The sequence below is a fragment of the Amycolatopsis heterodermiae genome, assembly GCF_034929455.1.
GTDB lineage: Bacteria > Actinomycetota > Actinomycetes > Mycobacteriales > Pseudonocardiaceae > Amycolatopsis > Amycolatopsis heterodermiae.
Map to the genome: position 1 here is coordinate 98,544 of NZ_JAYFSI010000017.1, position 21,112 is coordinate 119,655.

Consider the following 21,112-nt stretch of genomic DNA (forward strand, 5'->3'; position numbering starts at 1 on the left):
TGGCGTTTCGCTTAGCGGAACGACAGCCCTTCCAGTGGGAAGAGGTGACATGACCGCACGAAAACTCGTCGCGGCGCTCGGCGCGTGCGCCCTGCTCGCGACCGGGTGCGGGGGCTCGGCGCCGATGGGGGCCGGCGGCGCGGCCGCGGGGCGGGACGAGGGCCCGGTGAAGATCGGCGCGCTGCACCCGGTCAGCGGCTCGAACGCGGCCGACGGCCTGCAGATGCGCCGCGGCGCGCAGCTGGCGGTCGACGCGATCAACGCGGCCGGCGGCATCAAGTCGCTCGGCGGCCGCAAGGTCGAGCTGGTCACCGGCGACACCCAGGGCAAGGCCGACATCGGGCAGAGCGAGGCCCAGCGGCTGATCTCGGCCGGCGCGGTGAGCCTGGTCGGCACCTACCAGAGCGCGGTGAGCACCAACGTCGCCGTCGTGGCCGAACGCAACCGGGTGCCGTTCGTGATGGACGTGACCGCCTCCGACGCGATCTTCTCCCACGGCTACCAGTACTCGTTCCGCGTGCAGCCCGGCAGCAAGGCGATCGCGACGGCCGCCGCCCAGTACCTGAAAGCGGTTTCGGACCAGGCGGGCAAGCCCGTCCGGAAGGTCGCGTTCCTGCACGAGCAGAGCGACTTCGGCAGCGGCGCGGCCGACGCCTTCAACGCGGCCGCGAAGCAGCTCGGCATCGCGATCGGGCCGAACATCAGCTACGACGCCACCACCGTCAGCGACCTGACCGCCCAGATCACCCAGGTCAAGGCGTCCGGCGCGGACGTGCTGGCCGTCGCCGGCTACTACCGCGACAGTCTCTTGGCGGCCAAGGCGATCGCCTCGGTGAAGCCGGACCTCAACGCGGTCTGGGGCGTCTCGAACGGCGCGTACGACCAGCCGAAGTTCGTCGCCGACGCGGCCGCGCTGGGCAACCTGTACTTCAGCGCCAACTACCACTACGACGCGACCAACCCCGAAACCGTCGCGCTGCGCGAGAAGTACCAGCAGCAGTACGGCGACCCGATGCGCACCGGCGCGGTCCTGTCCTACGACGCGGTCCAGGTGATCGCGCACGGCGTCGAGCAGGCCGCGAGCACCGACCCGGAGAAGGTGCGGGACGCGATCGCCGCCGCCCAGGTCGCGCCCCTGACCGTCGGGCGCGGGCCGATCCAGTTCGCCCCCAACGGCGACAACCGCAACGCCTTCCCGGTGCTGATGCAGGTCCGGGACGGGCGGGTCCAGCAGGTGTATCCCCCCGAAAAAGCCGAATCCCGGCCCGACTACAGGGTGGCGTGGCGACCATGACCGAACTCGACACCGGGGCGCCCGTCGTCCCCGAAACCGCACCACCCGACCGGAAGGCCCAGGAGTGCAAAGGTTTCCTTGGCCGCGCCGGAATCGTGGCCGCCGTCCTCGTGGTGGCGATCGTGGTCGCGCTGCTGCAGTCCGGCAGTGGCCTGGTGGTCTGGCAGTCCGTGGTCACCGGCATCCTGACCGGCGGGCTCTACGGCCTGATCGCGATGGGGCTGACGCTGATCTTCGGCGTGCTCGACATCGTGAACTTCGCCCACGGCGCGTTCCTCGCGGTCGCCATGTTCATCTCCTTCGGCATGGTGCAGGCCACCGGGCTCCACCCGTACCTGACGCTCGTCGTCGCGGTGCCGGTGCTGTTCCTGCTCGGCGCGGCCGTGCACCGCGGGCTGCTGTCCGGCGCCGGCGGCCGGTCGCTGGAGAACCAGCTGCTCATCACGCTCGGCCTGTCGCTGCTGCTGGAGAACGGGCTGCTGCTGTTCTTCGGCGCCGAGCCCAAGACGATCGCGTTGCCCGGTGACTTCCAGTTCCCGTTGCTGGGCGCGGTGGTCGCGGGCTCGCGGCTGTACGCGTTCCTCGGCGCCGTCGTGCTCGGCGGGCTGCTGTTCTGGCTGCTGCGGCGCACCCGGCTGGGCACGGCGATCCGCGCGGTCGCCGCGAACGCGCCGGGCGCAGCTTTGGTCGGCATCAACGTCCGCCGGATGCACACACTGACCTTCGCGATCGGCACGGCGTGCGCGGGGGCCGCGGCGGTGCTCGCCGGCCCGCTCGTGACCGTGACGCCGACGCTGGGGGAGCAGTTCAACATCACGGCGTTCGTGGTCGTGGTGCTCGGCGGGATGGGCAACGTCGTCGGCGCGCTCGTCGGCGGCCTGCTGATCGGGCTGGTCGAGCAGCTCACCACGATCTACCTGGGCGGCCAGAGTTCGCTGCTCGGCGTGTTCGTGGTGTTCGTGCTGGTGCTCTTCCTCCGTCCGCAGGGCCTGTTCGGGAGGCGCGCATGAGCACGATCACCATCGCGGCGCCGACCGGTTCCGAAGACGCCGTCAAGGCACCGCCGCTGCGGCCGCAGAACCGGCAGTTCGCGATCCTCGCCGTTCTGGTGATCGTCGCGATCCCGCTGCCGCTGATCCTGCCCGCCGCGCAGGGCGCGGTCGCCGTGCGGATCCTGATCTTCCTGCTGATGGCCGTCGGCTGGAACATCATGAGCGGGTTCGGCGGGATGTTCAGCTTCGGCCACGCCGCCTACTTCGGCCTCGGCGCCTACACCAGCGCGTACCTGCTGGTGAAGCACAACGTGTCGCCGTGGATCGGGATGCTGGCCGGGATGGCGGTGGCCGCCGCGGTCGCCGTCGTCATCGGCTACTTCTCCTTCCGCTACAAGCTCCAAGGCGCCTATTTCGCGCTGGCCACCTTCGCGTTCGCGGAGATGCTGCGGCTGATCGTCACGAGCAGCGCGTTCGCCAACAAGTCCGTCGGTTACAGCGTGCCGCTGATCCAGGGCTCGTCTCTATGGAAGATCCAGTTCCCGGCCGGCTCGCCCGGGTACTTCTGGGTGGCGCTGGTGCTGGCCGGGGCGGCGGTCGCGATCAGCATCGGCTTCCTGCACTCCCGCGCCGGCCGCTACGTCACGGCGATCCGCGACGACGAGCTGGCCGCCGCGTCCCTCGGCGCCCCGGTGCTGCGGCACAAGCTGATGACGGTCGCGCTGTCGGCCGCGATCACCGCCGTGGCCGGCGCGTTCTACACGCAGTACTACCTGTTCGTGAACCCCGATCTCGGGTTCGGCTCGGCCATCTCGATCCAGGCGATCGTGCCCGTGGTGATCGGCGGCATCGGCACGGTGTGGGGCCCGGTGGTCGGCGCGATCATCATCGGCTCGCTCACCGACGTCACGGCGACGCTCCTGCGCACGCCCCCGGGGTTCCTGGGCTTCCTGCAGGGCCGCAGCGGCCTGGACGTCGTGCTGTACGCCGTGCTCGTGATCCTCATCGTGCGATTGCTGCCCAAGGGGATCGTCGGAACGATCGCTGCGAGGTGGCGTCGATGAGCATCGTGGAAGTCACCGGCGTCGGCAAGGCGTTCCGCGGGGTGCACGCACTGTCCGATGTGGACCTGGACGTCGCCGAGGGCGAGATCCTCGGCGTCATCGGGCCCAACGGCGCGGGCAAGACCACGCTCTTCAACGTCATCTCGGGCGCGCTGAGCCCGGACACCGGCCGGGTCCGGCTGGCGGGCGACGACGTCACCGGCCGCGCGCCCGACCGGATCGCCCGCGCCGGCATGGTCCGCACGTTCCAGCTGATGCGGCCGTTCGCGAGCATGACGGTGGCGCAGAACGTCAGCCTCGCCGCGCAGCACCACCGGCTGAGCGCGAAAGCCTTGCGGGAGCACGCACTCGACGTCGTCGAGCGGGTCGGGCTCGGGCCGTGGGCCCACCGCTACGCGACCGACCTGCCGACCGCCGGGCTCAAGCGTCTCGAGCTGGCCCGTGCGCTGGCGACCCGGCCGAAGGTGCTGCTGCTCGACGAGGTGCTCGCCGGGCTCGTCCCGGCCGAGCGCGAGCCGGTGCTCGACCTGCTCGCCGGCCTGCGCGAGCAGGAGGGCGTCACGCTGGTGTTCATCGAGCACATCATGGCCGCGGTGATGCGCCTGGCCGACCGGGTGCTCGTGCTCGACCAGGGCCGCGTGCTGGCCGTCGGGTCACCCGAAGAGGTCACCAGCGACCCGCGGGTCATCGACGCCTACCTCGGTGAGGAGCCGACCCATGCTGACGCTTGAGAAGGTGTGCGCCGGGTACGGCCGGATGCGGATCCTGCACGACGTCGACCTGCGCCTCGACGCCGGGGAGATCGTCGCGCTGGTCGGCGCGAACGGGGCCGGCAAGACCACGACGCTGCGCAGCATCTGCGGCCAGCTCAAGCCGCTGTCGGGCACCATCACACTCGACGGCACGCCGACCGCCGGCCGCCGCCCGGACGAACTGGTGCGCGACGGCCTGGTGCACGTGCCCGAGGACCGGGCGCTGTTCGGGACGCTAACCGTCGAGGAGAACCTGCGGATGGGCGCGTGGACCCGCACTCCCGAGCAGGCCGCGAAGTCGCTGAAGGAGGTCTACGAGCTGTTCCCGGTGCTCGCCGAGCGCCGGACGCAGGTCGCGCAGACCTTCAGCGGCGGTCAGCAGCAGATGCTCGCGATCGGCCGGGCGCTGATGGCCGGCCCGCGGCTGCTGATGCTCGACGAGCCGTCGACCGGGCTTTCGCCGAAACTGACCTGGACCGTGCTGGAGGCGGTGCGGCGGATCCGGGACAGCGGGGTGGCGGTGCTGCTGGTCGAGCAGAACGCGAAGCAGGCGCTGGCCATCGCCGACCGGGCGTACGTGCTCGAGAGCGGGGCGGCCGTGCTGGAGGGCACCGGCGCCGAGCTCGCCGGCGACAACCGCGTCAGGAAGGCGTACCTGGGACTGTGAAACGCGAACGAGCGGCTTCCGCCACCGCTTCGCTGGGTGCGTGGGTGTCCGAACTGGACGTCACGGGGGTCCCGGCCGCGGTGCTGGACCGGCTCGCCCTGGTGCTGCTGGACGTCGTCGGCGTCACCGCATTGGGTGCTTCGCTGCCGGAGCAGCGGGCGCTGGCCGACGCCTGGACCGCGCCGCCCGGGCCGGCACCGCTGATCGGCGGCGGCCGGCTGGTGACCACCGACGCGGCGGCCTGGCTCAACGGCGTCGCGCTCGTTTCGCTGGAGCTGGACGAGGGCCACAAGTACGCCAAGGGTCACCCGGCCGCGCACGGGTTCCCCGCGGTGCTGGCTTTGGCGGCCGAGCTGGACAGCACCGGTGCGGACACGGCCGCGGCGCTGCTGGCCGCGTACGAGGTCGCCGCGCGGTTCGGCCGCGCGACCACCCTGCGTCCGGGCGCGCACCCGCACGGCAGCTGGGGCGTGCCCGGCGCGGCGGCCGGTTGCGCGCGCCTGCTCGGCCTCCCGCCGGGCGCGGCCGCGGCCGCCATCGACACCGCGGCCGGAATGGGCATCGCCGGGCACTTCGACTCGGCGACCCAGGGCAACCCGGTGCGCAACGCGTGGCTCGGCGCCTCGGCGACGTCCGGGCTCGCCGTCGCCCGGATGGCCGTGGCCGGGATGGCCCGCACCACGGGCACGGCCGCGCTCTCGCTCGGCACGGTGCTCGGCGAGTTCGAACCGGAGGAGCTGACCGCGGACCTCGGCACCCGCTGGGACATCACGCGCGGCTACTTCAAGCGGCACGCGTCGTGCTCCTTCACCCACCCGGCCGCCGACGCCGTGCTCGACCTGCGCGCGCACCCGGCGTTCCGCATCGACGGGATCACGCACGTCCTGGTGGAGACCCACGTCCTGGGCGCCGGACTGTCCGATGTGGACTGGTCGAACCGGCTCTCGGCGATGTTCTCGACGCCGTTCGTGGTCGCGACCGCGGCCTTGACCGGTGAAGTGGGACCGGACAGCCCGCTCGACGACCCGGACGTCCAGGCGCTCGCGAGCCGGGTGCGGCTCGTCGAGGCCGCCGACCTCACCACGCGCCTCCCGGCCGAGCGGGCGGCCCGCGTGACGGTCGCCTTCGACGATGGCACCTCCCTCACCCGCGAGGTCCCCAACCCGATCGGCGACGCCGACCACCACCCGCTGACGGAGTCCGACCTGATCGGCGTCCTCGGCAAATGGCTGCCCGGGCCCGTCGTGGACCGAGCCGCCGCCCTGGGCCGCGACCTGCCCGGCCTGCCCCGCGTCGGCGCGGCGTTGCGCGAGCTGGCCGGAACCGATGAGAAGGAGCTGAGCTGATGCGTGCCCTTGCGGTGACGCCCATTCACCTGCCGCCCGAGGAGATCCGGCGGCGGCAGGAGCGGTACGACCGGCTGGCGCCGCCCGGCCTCGAGATCGAGCTGCGGGACGTCGGCCCGTCGGCCCCGAAGACTCTCGACACGGACGAGTCCATGCGCGTCTCGGAGCGTGAAGTCGCCGCCGCGCTCGCGGCCGCCGGTGACGGCTGGGATCTGGCCTTCCCGGACTGCGTGCTTGACCCGGCGGTGCCCGACGCCGTCGCCGAACCCGCGTTGCCGGTGCACGGCCTGCTCAAGCTGTCGGCCACCTACCTCGCCGCGAAGGGCGTGCGGTTCGGCGCGGTTGTCCGCAACGAGGCGATCGCCGAGGAGTTCTCGAAGCGCATCGCCGCCTACCGGCTGACCGAGTACCTCGCCGGGATCCGCGTGCTGCACCTGCCGTTCTCCGCCATCGCCGAGACCGAAACCTGGAACGCGGCCCTCGGCACCGCCGTGCGCGAGCTGGCCGAGCTGGGCGCTACGGCGGTGATCAACGGCTGCTCCGCCGTCGACGTCGAGCCCGCCGACCTGCCTGCGCGGATCGTCGACCCGACGGCGCTGGCGATGCGGCTGCTGGCCGTCGAGGAGCAGCCGTGACCGGCGGACCCGACCTCGTCGTCGCCGGGGCGGGCGGCGGCCTCGCCGGGGCCCTGCGCGCGGCCGAGCTGGGCCTGAATGTCCTGGTCGTCGAGGCGAGCGAGCACTTCCGGCGCGGCAACAACACCTCGATGTCCACGGCGATGTTCCCCGGCGCCGGCTCCCGCTGGCAGACCGAGGAAGGCGTCGACGACTCGCCCGAGCGGTTCGTCGCCGACATCATGGCCAAGACGCACGGCCAGGCCGACGCCCGGCTGGCCCGCACCCTGGCCGAGGTGAGCGCGCCGCTCGTCGAGTGGCTCGCGGACTCGGCAGGGCTGCCGTTGTCGCTGGTCACGGACTTCAACTACCCGGGCCACTCCGTCCCGCGCTGCCACTCGATCCCGGGCCGCCACGGCTCCGGCGTCATCGACCACCTCGCCCGTCGCGTGACCGAGCACGACAACATCGAGCTGCTCGCCCCCGCCCGGCTGGTCGACGTCCTGTCCGATGTGGACGGTGTCTGCGCGGCCGTCGTCCGGTACCCGGACGGGACCGAGGAGGAGATCCCGACCCGCGCGGTCCTGCTGGCCACCAACGGCTTCGGCGCCGACGCTGACCTGGTTGCCAAGCACCTCCCGGAGATCGCGGGGGCGTTGTACCAGGGGAGTGACCAGTCCCTCGGCGACGCGCTGCGCATCGGCGAGAAACTGGGCGCCGCCACCGGGTTCCTCGACGCCTACCAGGGCCACGGCGCGGTGTCCGCGGCCGCCGGCACGCTCGTGGGCTGGGCGACGATCATCCACGGCGCGATCCTCGTCGACCTCGAAGGCCGCCGCTTCGGCAACGAGATCCGCGGCTACTCCGAGTACGCCGCCGAGCTGGCCGCGCGTCCCGGCTCGACCGGCTGGATCGTGCTGGACGAGACGATTTTCGAGCAGTGCCAGCCGTTCCAGGACTTCCGGGACGTCGTGTCGGCCGGCGCGCTGGTCTGGGCCGACGACGCGGCCGGGCTCGCGAAGGCGACCGGCCTGCCGCCGGACGCGCTGACCGAAGAACTCGCCACCGCGGCCGCGATCGCCCGCGGTGAACGCGAAGACGGGCACGGCCGCACCAACTGGGAACGTCCGCTGTCGGGCCGCTACGCCGCGGTGCGCGTCGTGCCCGCGCTGTTCCACACCCAGGGCGGCCTGCTGGTCGACGAGCACGCCAACGTTGTCGACCCCCAGGACCGCCCGATCCCCGGGCTGTACGCCGCCGGGGGCGCCGCGGCGAGCATCTCCGGCCACGGCGCCGCGGGCTACCTGCCCGGCAACGGCCTGCTGCCCGCCTTCGGGCTGGCCTACCTGGCCGCCGGCGACGTCGCCCGGCGCCGCACCCCCGACCCCGCAAGCTGAGGAGAGAAATGGCAACGACGGAACTGCTCGTGAAGAACGTCCGGGTCGTGCGGCCCGACGACGCCGACGGGGCCGAGCCGGAACTGCTGGACATCGCCGTGAACGACGGCACCATCACGCGGGTGGCGCCGGACCTGCCCGCCGGCGACGCCGCCCACGTCGTGGACGGCCGCGGGCTGCTGGCGTTCCCCGGCGTGGTCGACGCGCACCAGCACTGGGGCATCTACAACGAGCTGGCCACCGACACCCGCACCGAGAGCCGCGCCAGCGCCCAGGGCGGCGTCACGACGTCGCTGACGTACATGCGCACCGGCCAGTACTACCTCAACAAGGGCGGCAGCTACCGCGACTTCTTCCCCGAGGTGCTCAGCGCGTCCGAGGGCAACGCCTACGTCGACTACGCCTTCCACCTCGCGCCGATGAGCTCGCAGCACATCTCCGAGATCCCTTACCTGGTCGAGGAATTCGGCGTCACGTCGTTCAAGATCTTCATGTTCTACGGCAGCCACGGCCTGCACGGGCGCTCGACCAGCCAGAGCGACTTCCTGATGATCCCGCCGGACGAGCGGTACGACATCGCGCACTTCGAGTTCGTGATGCGCGGCGTCCAGCAGGCGCGCGAGGTCCTGACCGAGTACGCGCCGCACCTGTCGCTCTCGCTGCACTGCGAAACCGCGGAAATCATGACGGCGTACACGAAACTGGTCGAGCGGGACGGCTCGCTGACGGGGCTGCGGGCCTACAGCGCGTCGCGGCCGCCGCACTCCGAAGGCCTCGCCGTCACCATCGCGTCGTACCTGGCGCACGAGACCGGGCTGCCCAACATCAACCTGCTGCACCTGTCGTCGGAGAAGGCCCTGGAAGCCGCGCTGACGATGGGGAAGGCCTTCCCGCACATCGACTTCCGGCGCGAGGTGACGATCGGGCACCTGCTGGCCGACGTCGACACCGCGTCCGGCATCGGCGGCAAGGTCAACCCGCCGCTTCGGGAGCGTGAGGACGTCGAGGCGCTGTGGCGGCACGTGCTCGCCGGCGACGTCGACTGGGTCGTCAGCGACCACGCGTGCTGCCGCGACGAGCTGAAGTTCGGTGCGGATCGCGACGACGTCTTCCTGGCGAAGTCCGGGTTCGGCGGCGCGGAGTACCTGCTGCCCGGGCTGGTCGGCGAGGGGGTCAAGCGGGGCTTGTCCTTGCAGAGGATCGCTCAGCTGACTTCGCAGAACCCCGCGCGTCGCTACGGCCTGCTGAAGAAGGGCACGATCGCCGAGGGCTTCGACGCCGACTTCGCGCTGGTCGACCCGGACGTCCGGTGGACCGTGCGCGCGGCGGAGTCGGAGTCGACGCAGGAGTACACGCCGTTCGAGGGCTTCGACATGACGGCGAAGGTGACCGACACGTTCGTGCGGGGCCACCACGTGTTCGCCGACGGCAAGATCGCCGGCGACCCGGTCGGCCGCTACCTCAAGCGCGGCCGGTGATCCGGGGGCGGCCGGTGGGGTTTCCTACCGGCCGCCGGACTCCTGTAGCCAGGTCCAGCTCTGCCGGATCTCTGCCGCGGCTTCGCGCACGAGGTCGCGGTAGCGGCTCACGGCGTCGGGGGTGAAGCGGTACTGCGGGCCGCAGATGCTGATCGAGCCGTGGACCTCGCCGTCCGGCCCGAACAGGGGAGCGGCGACGGACCCCGCGCCGGGCTGGCGTTCCCCGAGCGACACGGCGACGCCGTCACGGGCCACCTCGCCGAGGACCTCGCGCAGCCGTTCGGCGGTGGTGATGGTGTGCTCGGTCAGCGCGGGGAGTTCCTGCTGCAGCAAGGCTTCCCGGCGGTCCTCGGGCAGGGACGCGAGGATCACCTTGCCGGACGAGCCGGCGTGCAACGGGAAGCGCCGGCCCAGCTCCACGGTCATCTTGATCTCGCGGGTGCTCTCGAACTGGTCGAGGTACACGCGTTCGTCGCCGACCAGGCCGGACAGCGTGGTCGTTTCGCCGGTGACCTCCCGCAACCGCCGCAGGACGGGGGTCGCGGCGATCCGGGCGTCGAACCGCCGCAGCGCGCTCGCCCCCAGCGCGACGGCCGCGGGGCCGAGCCGGTACCCGGCCACGCCGGGGTCGACGGCCAGCATCTCGCGCGAGACGAGCGACTGCAGGATCCGGTAGACGACCGCCTTCGACAGGTCGAGCTCCCGGCTGATGGCGCTGACGCCCAGGTAGCGGGGGCCACCGGTGAAGAGGAGCAGCACATCGGCGACCCGCGCGGCGGCCTCGGTGCCGGCGTTCTCCGACGGCGCGGCGGGCTTGCGCCCGGCGGTACTGTTGACGGCCAAGCTCGGGGTCCCCTGATTCCGGATCGTTTCGCTGGAAGGAACGATTTCCCTGGGACTATAGCACTTTGACGCGCGGCTGTTCCGGCCAGCGATACGGTTGTCCCGAGCGGCGAGCCGGTACTCCATTTAGAGTAACGACATCGCCGTCACTGGAGGTGTCTTGCTGCCCGGGGTACCGGCTCGCCGCTGGCTGATCGTCGCCGTCACCTGTCTCGCCGTCCTGGTCCTGGTCTACGTGCTCGCCGTCTGGACCGTGCCCGGGCAGGAGCTGGAGAACGCGGCCCTGCGCGGGGCCGACCAGGCCGCCGCTCGCGACCAGGCCGTGGCCGACCAGAGCCTGTCGCGGATCACCGTGTACTCCCTGGGGGTCGCCGTCGTGCTGGTGGCCGTGGCCGGCCTGCTGCGCCGGCGCCCGGACCTGGCCGTCGCGGCGGTGGGCGTGATCGTCGCCGGGCAGGTCGTGACACAGGTGCTCAAGCGGTGGGTGCTGCCGCGGCCGCCGCTCGTGCCGCTCACCGGCCACTACGCGGGCAACAGCTTTCCCAGCGGGCACACCACGATCGCGATGACGGTGCTGTTCGCCGCCCTGCTCGTGGTCCCGTACCGCTGGCGCGGCGTGACGGTGTTCTTCGTGCTGTTCTGGGCGGTCGGCATCGGCGCGTACACGGTGACGGCGAAGTGGCACCGCCTCTCCGACACGGTGGCCGCGGACGCGATCGCCCTCGGGCTCGCCTGCCTGGCGTCGTGGTGGCTCGCCCGCCGGGGCGCGGTACGCCGGCACGAAGGCCCGCGCAAGATTCTCCGCGTGCTCGTGGTGACTTTCGCCGCCCTGACCGGGCTGGTGTTCCTGGCCCTGGGCGGAATCCTGATCGGGGCGACCCTGTCGGGGGAGGGGCTGGACGCAACGCTGCGCGACAACACCTGGGTGGTGTACCTGGCCGCGAGCTCGCTCGCTTCGGCGTGCTCGGTGGCCGCGGCGCTGGTCTTCCTGGGCACTTGGCGACGGCTGGAGATCGCCTGAAGGTCTTTCAGGTCACGGATCCGGCGGACGGGAGTTCGCGCGCGACCGGTTGACGGCGGGGAGCTGAGTGCGGTCGGCGCCGGCATGGGTGGGATTCGCGCGCTTCGGGTCGTGCGTGGCCGCGTGATGTGGGGGCGCTGAAGGTGTCGGCGTTGGTTCGGTTCGTGGAACTGGCGTGGGTGGGGAGCTGCGCCGGCCGGCTCACGATGGGGGTGCAAGGGTGCCGCGGTTCAGATCGCGGAACTGGCGTGGGTGGGAGTTCGCGGCGGCGCCGAACGTGGTGGGCCCCTGTGTCAGGTCGCCGAACTCACCCGTGCGAGCAGTTCGCGCACGGTGGCGAGCACCTCGTCCGGGTGATCCAGGTGCACGCTGTGCGTCGCGCCCGGCCAGCTCACCACTGAGCCGCCGAAGGCGGTCGCCAGCCGCTCGTGTGCTTGCCGTACCGCGTGGTCCGGTTTGCGGTCTGCGGTCACCACCACTGCTGGGAGCCGGGGGAGATCGGCCTCTCGCAGGCCGCGGGCCAGGTCGGTGATGCCGCGGACCGAGCGGGCCAGCGTTGGGATGTCGAGTTCGGCGGTGCGGGCCAGCGCGGCCGCGCAGTCGGGGCGCAGCTTCTGACGTCGGCCGCTTCGCAGGGCGGCAGCGCGGAACGCCGCGGCGAGCGGGCGGCGTAGCCCGGGCACCGACGCCAGCCTGCCTAACGCGACCGTCATGCGTTCCAGGCCCGCGCACGTGCGGGCGTCGTTGATCGGGGTCGGGTCGAGCAGGACCAGGCCCGCCACCTGCTCGGGGTGGTCGCGGGCGAGCAGCACCCCTGCCGCGCCGCCGAGGCTCTGACCGACCACGACGACGGGGCCACAACCCAAGCGGTCGATGAGCGCGCTCAGGTGGGCCGCGGCGCCGGCCAGTGAGCCGTCCACAGTGGACGTGCCGGTGCCCGGGCGGTCGTGCACGATCACCCGGGCGGTGAGGCCTTCGACCAGTCCGGGGAAGAAGCCGTCGCAGGACTCGGCGCCGCCGGGCAGGAGCAGCACCGGCGGGCCGGACTCGCCGTGCACCTGGACCCCGTCGATCTCCATGCGCGCCCCTCACTGTTTCATGCAACAATCTCCCACGCATTGTGACACAATCTGCGAAGGGGAACCATGGCTGTGCAGGCCGCGCCCGAGCGGATCGCCGCGGCGGTGCGCGCCGAGCTGCTCGACGGCGCGCACCCGGTCGGCACCCGCTTCCGCGAGGAGGACCTGGCGGACCGCTTCGACGTCGGCCGGCACACGGTCCGCTCGGCGCTGCGGCTGCTCGTCGAGCGCGGGCTGGTGGTGCACGAACGTCATCGCGGCGCGCTCGTCGCCCCGCTGAGCAAGGCGCGGATCGACGAGGTCTTCGACTACCGCAAGGTCCTGGAGCTCGGCGCGTTGCGCATGGCGCTGGACGCCGGCGCGGACCTCGGGCCGGTGCTCACCGAGGTGGAACGCCTCGAGGAGCTGGCCGAACGGACGCCGAAGCCGTCGTGGCGCGAGCTGACCGGGGTGCACAGCGCGATCCACCGGGCGATCGTCGCGGCCGCCGGCAACCGGCACGTGCTGGACAGCTACCGCCGCTGCGAGGACGAGGTGCGCCTGCTGCTCACCTTCGTCCGGCCGGACTTCGACGCCGCGAGCCTGGCGGCCGTGCACCGGAAGCTGGTCGAGAAGCTCCGGCTGGGCGGGGAAGCCGCGACCGAAGCCTTGACGGAGGACATCGACCACGCCGGGCGGGCCGCGTTGCTGACCGCGCTGCGCCGGGCCGAGGAGAGCGCGCGCCTGCTCGGACACTGAGCCGGACTGTTGTGTGGGTCACACCCGCGGTGATAAGGTGACCTGAAACGTTTCAAGTCGGAAAAGCACCGCCCGTCCAGCGAGTGGAGCACCCATGTCCGGTCACCCCGCACGCGTAGTGCTCGCCTTCCTCTGTGCCTTGCTGGCGACGCTCTTCACCGACACGGCCGCCCTCGCGGGGCACCGCGACGCGAGCCTCGAGGCCTACGACCTGCGCGTTGACAACGTTGTCAACCCGCTGGCCACGTCCGGGACGCCGGCGCTGAGCTGGAAACTGCGTTCCGGCCAGTCCAATGCCCGGCAGGCGGCGTACCGGATCCTCGTCGCCAGCAACCCCGGCCTCCTCACGGCGAACCGGCCCGACGTCTGGGACAGCGGGAAGGTCGTGAGCGGGGACTCGGTCGCCGTGCCCTACCGCGGCCCGGCCGCCGGGAAGCGGAACTACTGGACCGTGCAGGTCTGGGACGCCCGCGGCGGCGCGCCGAGCACGGCCGCGTCCGCGTGGTGGGAGAGCGGGCCGTCCGGCTGGGCGGGCGCGAGCTGGATCAGCCCGGACGCGGGCAGCGCGTACACGTGGCAGGACTTCGACCTGGACCTGGACTTCACGATCAAGGCCGCGGCAGCGAGCGTCGTCTTCCGCGCCGCGGACGCCGACGACTTCCTGATGTGGCAGGTGAACGCGGCCACGACACCGGGCAAGGTCCTGCTGCGGCCCCACGTGAAGAGCCACGGCGCCTTCTCGCTGCTCGGCGAGGTCGACCTGAGCGCCGTCATCACCCCCGCCACCGTCACCGCGCCGCACCACCTGCGCCTCGAGGCCAACGGTGACACCGTTGTCACGTCGATCGACGGCACGCAGGTCGACTCCCGCTCGGTCGGCGCGGCGACCACCGGAACCCTCGGCTTCCGGACGTCCGTCAGCCAGGGCACGGCCGAGGTCGCCCGCTACGACAACGTCGCCGTGCACGCTCTCGACGGCACAGCACTGTTTTCCGACGACTTCTCGTCCACACCGGACCCGCGCTTCCCCGGCGTCACCGTCATCGACGGGCAGCTGGAACCGCAGGGTGACCCGGTCCTGCTGGCCCAGTCGCCGGACGCGCCGCTGCTGCGCCACGAATTCGTCCTGGACAAGCAGGTCGCGTCGGCCCGGGCGTACGTCTACGGCCTCGGGTTCTACGAGCTGCGGCTCAACGGCGAGAAGACCGGCGACCAGGTCCTCTCACCCGCGAGCACCCCGTACGACCAGCGCAACCTCTACGACTCCTTCGACGTCACCAACCAGGTCCACATCGGACAGAACGCCGTGGGCCTGTGGCTGGGCAACGGGTACGGCCCGCGGTTCAGCCAGTACGGCTTCCGCTGGACCGGCCCGAAACAGGGGATCCTCGCGCTCGCCGTCACCTTCACCGACGGGACGACCCGGACCGTCACCACCGACGACACCTGGCGGTGGTCCGACGGCCCGGTGACGGCCAACGACCTCTACGCGGGGGAGAGCTACGACGCGCGTCTCCAGCAGGACGGCTGGGACCGGCCGGGCTTCGACGACGCGTCCTGGCACCCGGTGCGCACGGTCGCGGCGCCCAGCGCCAGCCTGACCGCCACCACCGCGCCGCCGGTCCGCGTGGTGCAGACCCTGCGCGCGGTCTCGGTGAAGCAGCCTCGCCCGGGCGTCTACGTCTACGACTTCGGGCAGAACTTCGCGGGCTGGGCGCAACTCCGCGTCGCCGGGCCGCCCGGGACGACCGTGCGGATGCGCACGGCGGAGGAGATCAAGGCCGACGGCACGCTCGACACCAGCACCAACCGCAACGCCGCGTCCACCGACACCTACACGCTCGGATCCGCCGCGGGAACCCAGGTCTACGAGCCGCGGTTCACCTACCACGGCTTCCGCTACCTGGAGCTGACCGGCTTCCCGGGCACGCCGGACCTCGGCAGCGTCGCCGGCCGGGTCGCGCACGCCGACGTCGCCGCGATCGGGCACGTCGAGACGTCCGATCCGCTGCTGAACACGATCTGGGCGAACAACCGGCGTGCCGTGCTGAACAACTCGATGAGCCTGCCCACCGACAACCCCGTCCGCGACGAGCGGACGCCGCCGGGCATGGACGTGCAGGCCTACCACGACGCCTCCGTCCTCGACTTCGGCATGGACGGCTTCTACGGCAAGTACCTGCTCGACCTGCCGCCCGGCACGGCCCTGCCCAGTGACGCGGGCAACGCCCAGCTGCCGGACATGGGCGGGGGCTCGGTCGACCTCGCCTGGTCGCTCTACGAGCAGTACGGCGACCTCGGGCGCCTCGCCGCGGCGTACCCGAAGATGAAGGCGTTCGTGGACACCAATGCGGCCGCCTATCCCGGCCGCATCTGGCCCGACGACCGCGGCTTCGGCGACTGGTGCCCGCCCGATCGTGGCCCGAACGCCAACGGCGGCCAGGGAAACCCGTCGGCGGGGGACTGCTTCAGCGAGCGGTCCGTCGTCAACACGGCCCTGTCGTTCCGGCAGGCCGACGACGTCGCGAAGGCCGCACGGGCCTTGGGGAACACCGCCGACGCGGCCCACTTCGCCGGGCTGGCGACGTCGATCGCCGACGCGTTCAACGCGCACTTCCTCAACGCGGCCGGCACGACCTACGGCGACGGCCGCCAGACGACCAGCATCCTCCCGCTGGCCTTCGGGATCGTGCCGCCGGACAAGGTTGCCGCCGTCGGCGCACAGCTGGCCGACACGATCCTGACGAAGAACGGCGGCCACCTCGACACCGGCATCTTCGGCACCCGCTACCTGCCCGAAGCGCTGGCCAAGGCCGGCCGGATCGACGTCGCGCTGACCGTGCTCGACCAGAAGACCTACCCGGGATTCGGGTACGAGATCAGCCGCGGCGCGACGACCCCGTGGGAACAATGGACGTACGAGTCCGGCATGGAAACCCACGACCACGCCATGTTCGCGGGCGTCAACGCCGCGCTGTACACCCAGTTCGCCGGGATCACCCCGGCCGCGCCCGGGTACTCCGCGATCGCCTTCGCACCGCAGGTTCCGGCCGGTCTCGGGCACGTGTCGGCGTCGATCGACACGGTCCGCGGCCCGGTTTCGTCGGCGTGGACGCAGTCCGCGTGCCGGCTCGATCTCACCGTCACCGTGCCCGCCGGCACGACGGCCACGGTGACCGTCCCGGGTACGCGCGTGACGGCGCCGAAGGGGTCGTCGCCGCTGCCCGGCGCGAACCGGTTCTCCGTCGGCTCCGGCACCTGGACGTTCACCGCCCGCACCTGCGACTGACTGGGAGTCCTCCGTGAAGCGCATCCTCTTGGCCGCCTTGGTGGTCGCCGGTCTCGTCACCCCGGTCGGTACGGCCGACGCGGCCGTCAGCTACCCGAACCTGGCGGCCGCCTTCGACAACGTCGGCGTCAGCACCGCCGCCCAGCCGGCCGCGGCCGATCTCGACGGGAGCGGGCACAGCCTCATCGCCGAGGACCTGGCCGCCGCGGGCTGGGATCCCGGGCGCACGGTCACCGTCGACGGCGCGCCGCTGCCGTTCCCCGCCTACGCACCCGGTGTCGCGGACAACGTCGTCGCCGACGGCCAGCGGATCGAGGGCTCTTTCACGGGTGCGGCGCTGTCGTTCCTGGTGACCAGCACCGGCACGGCGTCCGGCGGGAGCGGGACGATCGAGTACGCCGACGGGCACGTCCAGGCCTTCCAGCTCGGCGCGCCCGACTGGTACTTCGGGCCGGGGGACCGGATGACCGTCTCCTTCCCGCGCTGGAACACCCCGAGCGGCCCGAACCCGTTCTCCGCCAAGCTCTACACCGTTGCGGTCCCGCTCGACCCGGGTGTCCCGGCCACCGCCGTCACGCTGCCCGTGATCACCAACGGCGCGGCCCTGCACGTGTTCGCGCTCGGCACGCGGCCCGAGGCGGGCGCGTGGACGGGGACGTGGGCCGCGGCGACGGACGACGGCCTCGACGCCGGGCCGTGGACCGAACGCACCCTGCGCATGGTCGAGCACACCAGCCGCGGCGGCTCCCAGGTGCGCGTCCGGCTCGACAACGCCTACGACCCCGGGCCGCTGGTCGTCGGCCACGCCACCGTCGCGGTGCGGCAGGCGGGCGCGACGCCGGTGAGCACGCCGGTCACCCTGACCTTCGGCGGGCAGCCGGAAGCCGCGCTGCCCGCGGGCGGCCAGGCCGTCAGCGACCCGCTGCCGTTCGCGGTGCCGGCCGACGCCGACCTGCTGGTGAGCCTGTACCTGAAGGGGACGGTGACCAACGCGCCCAAGCACAGCATCGGGCTGCAGGACATGTACACCACCGCGGACGGCACTGGCGACCACACGGCGGACGTCGGCGACTTCCCGTCGGCGGGCACCTTCGGGTTCTGGACCGTCCTCAGTGGAATCGACGTGGCCGGCGCCGACACGGCCGGTTCCGTCGTCGCTTTCGGCGATTCGATCACCGACGGCTATTCGTCGACCCCGAACACCAACAGCCGCTGGCCGAACTTCCTCGCCCAGCGCCTGCTCGCCAGCGGCCAGCCGACGGTGCCCGGGGTGGTCGACGAGGGTATTTCGGGCAACCGGATCCTGCAGGACGCGTTCAGCGGTTTCCCCGACGGCCGCACGGCCGGCGTGAGCGGGCTGGCCCGGCTGAACCACGACCTGATCAGCCAGACCGGGGCGCGCACCGCGATCGTGCTCGAGGGCATCAACGACATCAACAGCGACGCGAGCGCCGACGACGTCATCGCCGGGCTGAAGGAGATCGCCGCCGGGCTGCACGCGGCCCACGTCCGGGTGCTGGCGGGCACGCTCACGCCGATCAAGGGCTGCAGCTGCAGCAATGACGCGCACCTCGCCGCCCGCGATCAGGTGAACGCCTTCATCCGGACGAGCACCGGGGTGTTCGACGGCTGGGTCGACTTCGACGCCGCCGTCCGCGACCCGGCGGATCCGGAGGCGATGCTCGCGGTGTACGACTCCGGCGACCACCTGCACCCCGGCGACGCGGGGTACCGCGCGATGGCGGCGGCGGTGCCCCTCGACGCGCTGTGAATGTCCGTTTCGCGGAAGTGATTGCGAAATAATGCCGCGGATAGGGGAAAGCGGTAACTCGAACGGGTGACGGCATACGTGCGTCCAGGTGACGTCATCGCAAAAAGCTCATCGCCGGAACGAAAGTTGTTCATTTCGCGGTGGTAACGAACTGCGCCGTTGGCGTCGCACCTTTCGGCGCCCGGGTGACGGCGCTTCAACGGGTTCCCGCCGCGACATACGATTCTTCTTCGGTCGGGGGAAAATCCTTTTCCGGAAAAGAATCGAGGGCCCTTCATGCGAAGACGCATGCGTGTACGCCGCTGGGGAGTGGTGGGTCTGCCGCTCGTGCTCGTGGCCGCCGCCTTCCCGCTGCCCGCCTCGGCCGACCCCGCGCCCCTCGCCGCGGTCTCGGGCCTGGTGAAGTCCGTGCAGGGCACCGGTTCCCCGGCCGCCCACGGCGCCACCGCGAACTGGGTCGTCGGCTACGACGACCAGGCGAGCGCGACCGGCGCCGCGGCCGTCACCGACGCCGTCGGCGCGGGCCAGTCCTACCAGTCCGGGTCGCTGCACGCGCCGCCCGGCTGGACGCCGTCGTGGTCCACCGACGGCAGCACGTTCACCGGCACCGAACCCGCCTCCGGCGTCACCGCCGTCCGCGCGAGCAACCCGCGCTCCGGGCCCGACGCGACCTCGCTGTCCGGCGCCCTCACCCCGCCCGTGCAGGCGGTCACGACGGCGACCGGCGGCGACGGCTTCACCCCGCTGCTGTACCGCACCCCCGACGGCACGCTGCAGGCGTGGAACGTCTTCCACCACGTCAACACCACCAACCCGAAGCTGGTGTGCACCGACGTCGGCACCGGCCAGCGCTGCCCGGGCGGCCCGTGGCCGAAGCCGCTCAACACCACGCCCGGCCCGCTCGGCAACGGCGCCACCGGCGACATCGCCAGCACCCTGACCCCGCAGTACGTCCGCAACCCGGCCGCGCCCGCGCAGGTCTACTACCCGGCCCTCACGGCCTCCTCGGTCGGGGTCGGCTGCCTCGACCTGGCCGCCGCGGCGAACTGCGGGTACTGGTCGCTGACCGCGACCGGCGGTTCCCCGTCCGCGGTCAACAGCATCGCGGGTCTCGTGGAGAGCGGCGGCAACCTGTACGGCGTCGTGAGCACCGGCGCGGTCGTCTGCTGGACCATGGCCACCAAGACCGCGTGCGGCGGCCAGCCGTACGCGCCGATCGTGCCGCCCAGCAACAACCAGCCGGGGAACACCCTCGCCCACATCTACGGCGCGATGACCGTCGTGGCGGGCAAGGTGTTCGCGACGACCTCCGTGCCCGGTGCCGGCCGGCCTTCGCTGGGCTGCTTCGACCCCGGGACGGCGTCGGCGTGTGCCAACTGGCCGACGTGGAAACCGGTCGGGCCGCCCGGGAACTACACCTACAACGCCTACACCGCCTTCAACGCGGCGGGTGACCAGGTGGGCGCGTGCTCGTCGACGACCGGCGGCACGGACGTCACCACCTGCTTCGCGCTCGACGGCTCGGCCCTGCCGGCACCGCCGGTCGCGGCCGCGCTGCCCGGCGGGGTGTACGTCTTCAACCCGGAGGTCGTCACCGACCCGGCCGGCCACCTGCGCAGCTACCTCGCGATCTGGAACGGGGGCAACCCCGGCGCGGCGCTGTGCCACGACTGGACGACCGGCGCGGCGTGCGCGGGCCTGCCCGGCCCGATCACGCACCCGAGCGCGGCCGGCGGCAACACGCGGGACTACGGCTACACCTTCGACCCGCCCACCGGCTGCCTCCTCGGCCTGGGCGACGGGGGTGTGCTGTTCTCGATGGACCCGGCGACCGGCGCCACGCCGTGCGTCCGGTCCGGCGGGCAGGTGACGCTGAAGCCCGGCGACTTCTACTGCGACGGCGGCACCGGGCACGTCCAGGGGTACACGGCCGCGCGGCTGGCCGGCATCACGCCGGCCAACGTGAACTTCGCCGCGTCGCGGGTGACGGTCGTCGACCAGAACGGCGCGGTCGTCCCGACCCCCGGGTTCGCGCCGGACGGCTCGGTCGACCTGAGCGGCGTCTCGGCCGCCGCGCACACCTCGCTCACGGTGACGACATCGCTGGTGCTGACGGGCGCGGGCGACTTCGGTGGTGGCAACCAGCCGCAGCTGGTCGTCGACTACGCCGGTGACGCGCCGCAGCTGTGCTTCCGCACGACGATCGCGGCGGACTGCGCGGTGACGTCGGTGGCGAACACGGCCACCGGCACCGACACGACGGGCGCGTTCACCTCCAACACGGTGACGCTCCCGGTCGCGCCGGGCGCGGGCTGCACGCCGACGGTGGTGGTGCAGAAGGAGATCTGCACGTCCGCGACCGTGGCGAAGTGCGGTCCCGGCGGTGCCGGGCCGTGGGCGAAACAGGCGCCGGTCGGGCTCTTGGGCCTGCTGAACGCGACCGCGTACTGGCGGATCACGGTGACGAACCAGGGTCCGGTCGGCATCACCGCCGGCCAGGTCGTGGACAGCGTGGAGCCGTCGTGCCAGACGGGGCCGTTCACGCTGGCGGCGGGCGCGTCGAAGCAGGTGTACTGCTCGACGTACGCCCTGCTGAGCCTGTTCCCGATCACCAACCGCGCGAAGGCGGGCTACCTGCCGGTGAACGTCCCGCCGTCGACCCCGCCGACGTACACGGACTGGTCCTCGGCCAAGGCGTGCTCGCTGCTGTGCGCCCTGTAGCAGGCTGAACTCCCCGCCCGTGGTGGCTCGGCCACCACGGGCGGGG

Annotated in this window: 16 protein-coding genes; 14 read left to right on the top strand and 2 right to left on the bottom strand. The window is 72.2% G+C overall.

The features are described from left to right. Positions 1-49: 49 nt before the first annotated feature. The 9 genes from VA596_RS45140 to VA596_RS45180 are packed head-to-tail and all read left to right on the top strand — an operon-like array spanning position 50 to position 9,604. Positions 50-1,294 carry an ABC transporter substrate-binding protein gene (locus tag VA596_RS45140; protein ID WP_323336258.1) on the top strand — a complete coding sequence of 415 codons (1,245 nt, stop codon included), beginning with the start codon at positions 50-52 and terminating at the stop codon, positions 1,292-1,294. After that, positions 1,291-2,304 carry a branched-chain amino acid ABC transporter permease gene (locus tag VA596_RS45145; protein WP_323336260.1) on the top strand — a complete coding sequence of 338 codons (1,014 nt, stop codon included), beginning with the start codon at positions 1,291-1,293 and terminating at the stop codon, positions 2,302-2,304. The genes VA596_RS45140 and VA596_RS45145 overlap by 4 nt, the downstream gene beginning before the upstream one ends. Then, a complete protein-coding gene (locus tag VA596_RS45150) occupies positions 2,301-3,350 on the top strand; it encodes a branched-chain amino acid ABC transporter permease (RefSeq protein ID WP_323336262.1) in 1,050 nt (349 codons plus the stop codon). Before VA596_RS45145 ends, VA596_RS45150 begins: the two co-directional genes overlap by 4 nt. Then, positions 3,347-4,081: an ABC transporter ATP-binding protein gene (locus VA596_RS45155; protein WP_323336264.1), complete on the top strand. Its 735-nt coding sequence runs from the start codon at positions 3,347-3,349 to the stop codon at positions 4,079-4,081. Before VA596_RS45150 ends, VA596_RS45155 begins: the two co-directional genes overlap by 4 nt. Then, entirely contained in the window at positions 4,068-4,769 is a 702-nt protein-coding gene (locus VA596_RS45160) for an ABC transporter ATP-binding protein (RefSeq protein ID WP_323336266.1), read from the top strand. The genes VA596_RS45155 and VA596_RS45160 overlap by 14 nt, the downstream gene beginning before the upstream one ends. Next, on the top strand, positions 4,766-6,115 hold the full coding sequence (locus tag VA596_RS45165) for an MmgE/PrpD family protein (RefSeq protein WP_410171979.1): 1,350 nt from the start codon (positions 4,766-4,768) through the stop codon (positions 6,113-6,115). The genes VA596_RS45160 and VA596_RS45165 overlap by 4 nt, the downstream gene beginning before the upstream one ends. Next, positions 6,115-6,750: an aspartate/glutamate racemase family protein gene (locus VA596_RS45170; protein WP_323336270.1), complete on the top strand. Its 636-nt coding sequence runs from the start codon at positions 6,115-6,117 to the stop codon at positions 6,748-6,750. The genes VA596_RS45165 and VA596_RS45170 overlap by 1 nt, the downstream gene beginning before the upstream one ends. Continuing rightward, a complete protein-coding gene (locus VA596_RS45175; RefSeq protein ID WP_323336272.1) occupies positions 6,747-8,126 on the top strand; it encodes an FAD-dependent oxidoreductase in 1,380 nt (459 codons plus the stop codon). Before VA596_RS45170 ends, VA596_RS45175 begins: the two co-directional genes overlap by 4 nt. 8 nt (positions 8,127-8,134) lie before the next feature. Next, complete coding sequence (locus VA596_RS45180) at positions 8,135-9,604, top strand: dihydroorotase (RefSeq protein WP_323336274.1); 1,470 nt, start codon at positions 8,135-8,137, stop codon at positions 9,602-9,604. A 24-nt stretch (positions 9,605-9,628) separates the two neighbouring features. Here VA596_RS45180 and VA596_RS45185 read toward each other — a convergent pair whose 3' ends face one another. Further along, a complete protein-coding gene (locus tag VA596_RS45185) occupies positions 9,629-10,447 on the bottom strand; it encodes an IclR family transcriptional regulator (protein ID WP_323336276.1) in 819 nt (272 codons plus the stop codon). Between the two features lie 160 nt (positions 10,448-10,607). On the opposite strand from VA596_RS45185, the gene VA596_RS45190 reads away from it, so the two are divergent. Next, entirely contained in the window at positions 10,608-11,468 is an 861-nt protein-coding gene (locus tag VA596_RS45190; RefSeq protein ID WP_323336277.1) for a phosphatase PAP2 family protein, read from the top strand. A gap of 293 nt (positions 11,469-11,761) precedes the next feature. Here VA596_RS45190 and VA596_RS45195 read toward each other — a convergent pair whose 3' ends face one another. Beyond that, positions 11,762-12,547 (bottom strand): alpha/beta fold hydrolase, encoded by a 786-nt coding sequence (locus VA596_RS45195; RefSeq protein WP_323336279.1) that lies wholly within the window; start codon positions 12,545-12,547, stop codon positions 11,762-11,764. Between the two features lie 66 nt (positions 12,548-12,613). Between VA596_RS45195 and VA596_RS45200 the strand changes: the two genes are divergently transcribed. The 4 genes from VA596_RS45200 (at position 12,614) to VA596_RS45215 (ending at position 21,066) form a co-directional block, all read left to right on the top strand. Then, a complete protein-coding gene (locus VA596_RS45200; protein WP_323336281.1) occupies positions 12,614-13,285 on the top strand; it encodes a GntR family transcriptional regulator in 672 nt (223 codons plus the stop codon). A 94-nt stretch (positions 13,286-13,379) separates the two neighbouring features. Beyond that, the gene (locus tag VA596_RS45205; RefSeq protein WP_323336283.1) at positions 13,380-16,574 is read left to right on the top strand and encodes a family 78 glycoside hydrolase catalytic domain; all 3,195 of its coding nucleotides are present in this window, start codon (positions 13,380-13,382) and stop codon (positions 16,572-16,574) included. 13 nt (positions 16,575-16,587) lie between these two features. Then, on the top strand, positions 16,588-18,345 hold the full coding sequence (locus tag VA596_RS45210; RefSeq protein WP_323336285.1) for an SGNH/GDSL hydrolase family protein: 1,758 nt from the start codon (positions 16,588-16,590) through the stop codon (positions 18,343-18,345). Positions 18,346-18,657: 312 nt separating this feature from the next. After that, on the top strand, positions 18,658-21,066 hold the full coding sequence (locus VA596_RS45215) for a DUF7617 domain-containing protein (RefSeq protein WP_323336287.1): 2,409 nt from the start codon (positions 18,658-18,660) through the stop codon (positions 21,064-21,066). Positions 21,067-21,112 lie beyond the last annotated feature (46 nt).

Excerpts from the sequence above, each read along its gene's own strand:
- VA596_RS45170 (WP_323336270.1), top strand. The coding sequence starts at position 6,115 with ATGCGTGCCCTTGCGGTGACGCCCATTCACCTGCCGCCCGAGGAGATC.
- VA596_RS45205 (WP_323336283.1), top strand. The coding sequence starts at position 13,380 with ATGTCCGGTCACCCCGCACGCGTAGTGCTCGCCTTCCTCTGTGCCTTG.
- VA596_RS45145 (WP_323336260.1), top strand. The coding sequence starts at position 1,291 with ATGACCGAACTCGACACCGGGGCGCCCGTCGTCCCCGAAACCGCACCA.
- VA596_RS45180 (WP_323336274.1), top strand. The coding sequence starts at position 8,135 with ATGGCAACGACGGAACTGCTCGTGAAGAACGTCCGGGTCGTGCGGCCC.
- VA596_RS45150 (WP_323336262.1), top strand. The coding sequence starts at position 2,301 with ATGAGCACGATCACCATCGCGGCGCCGACCGGTTCCGAAGACGCCGTC.
- VA596_RS45195 (WP_323336279.1), bottom strand. The coding sequence starts at position 12,547 with ATGGAGATCGACGGGGTCCAGGTGCACGGCGAGTCCGGCCCGCCGGTG.
- VA596_RS45155 (WP_323336264.1), top strand. The coding sequence starts at position 3,347 with ATGAGCATCGTGGAAGTCACCGGCGTCGGCAAGGCGTTCCGCGGGGTG.
- VA596_RS45160 (WP_323336266.1), top strand. The coding sequence starts at position 4,068 with ATGCTGACGCTTGAGAAGGTGTGCGCCGGGTACGGCCGGATGCGGATC.
- VA596_RS45140 (WP_323336258.1), top strand. The coding sequence starts at position 50 with ATGACCGCACGAAAACTCGTCGCGGCGCTCGGCGCGTGCGCCCTGCTC.
- VA596_RS45200 (WP_323336281.1), top strand. The coding sequence starts at position 12,614 with ATGGCTGTGCAGGCCGCGCCCGAGCGGATCGCCGCGGCGGTGCGCGCC.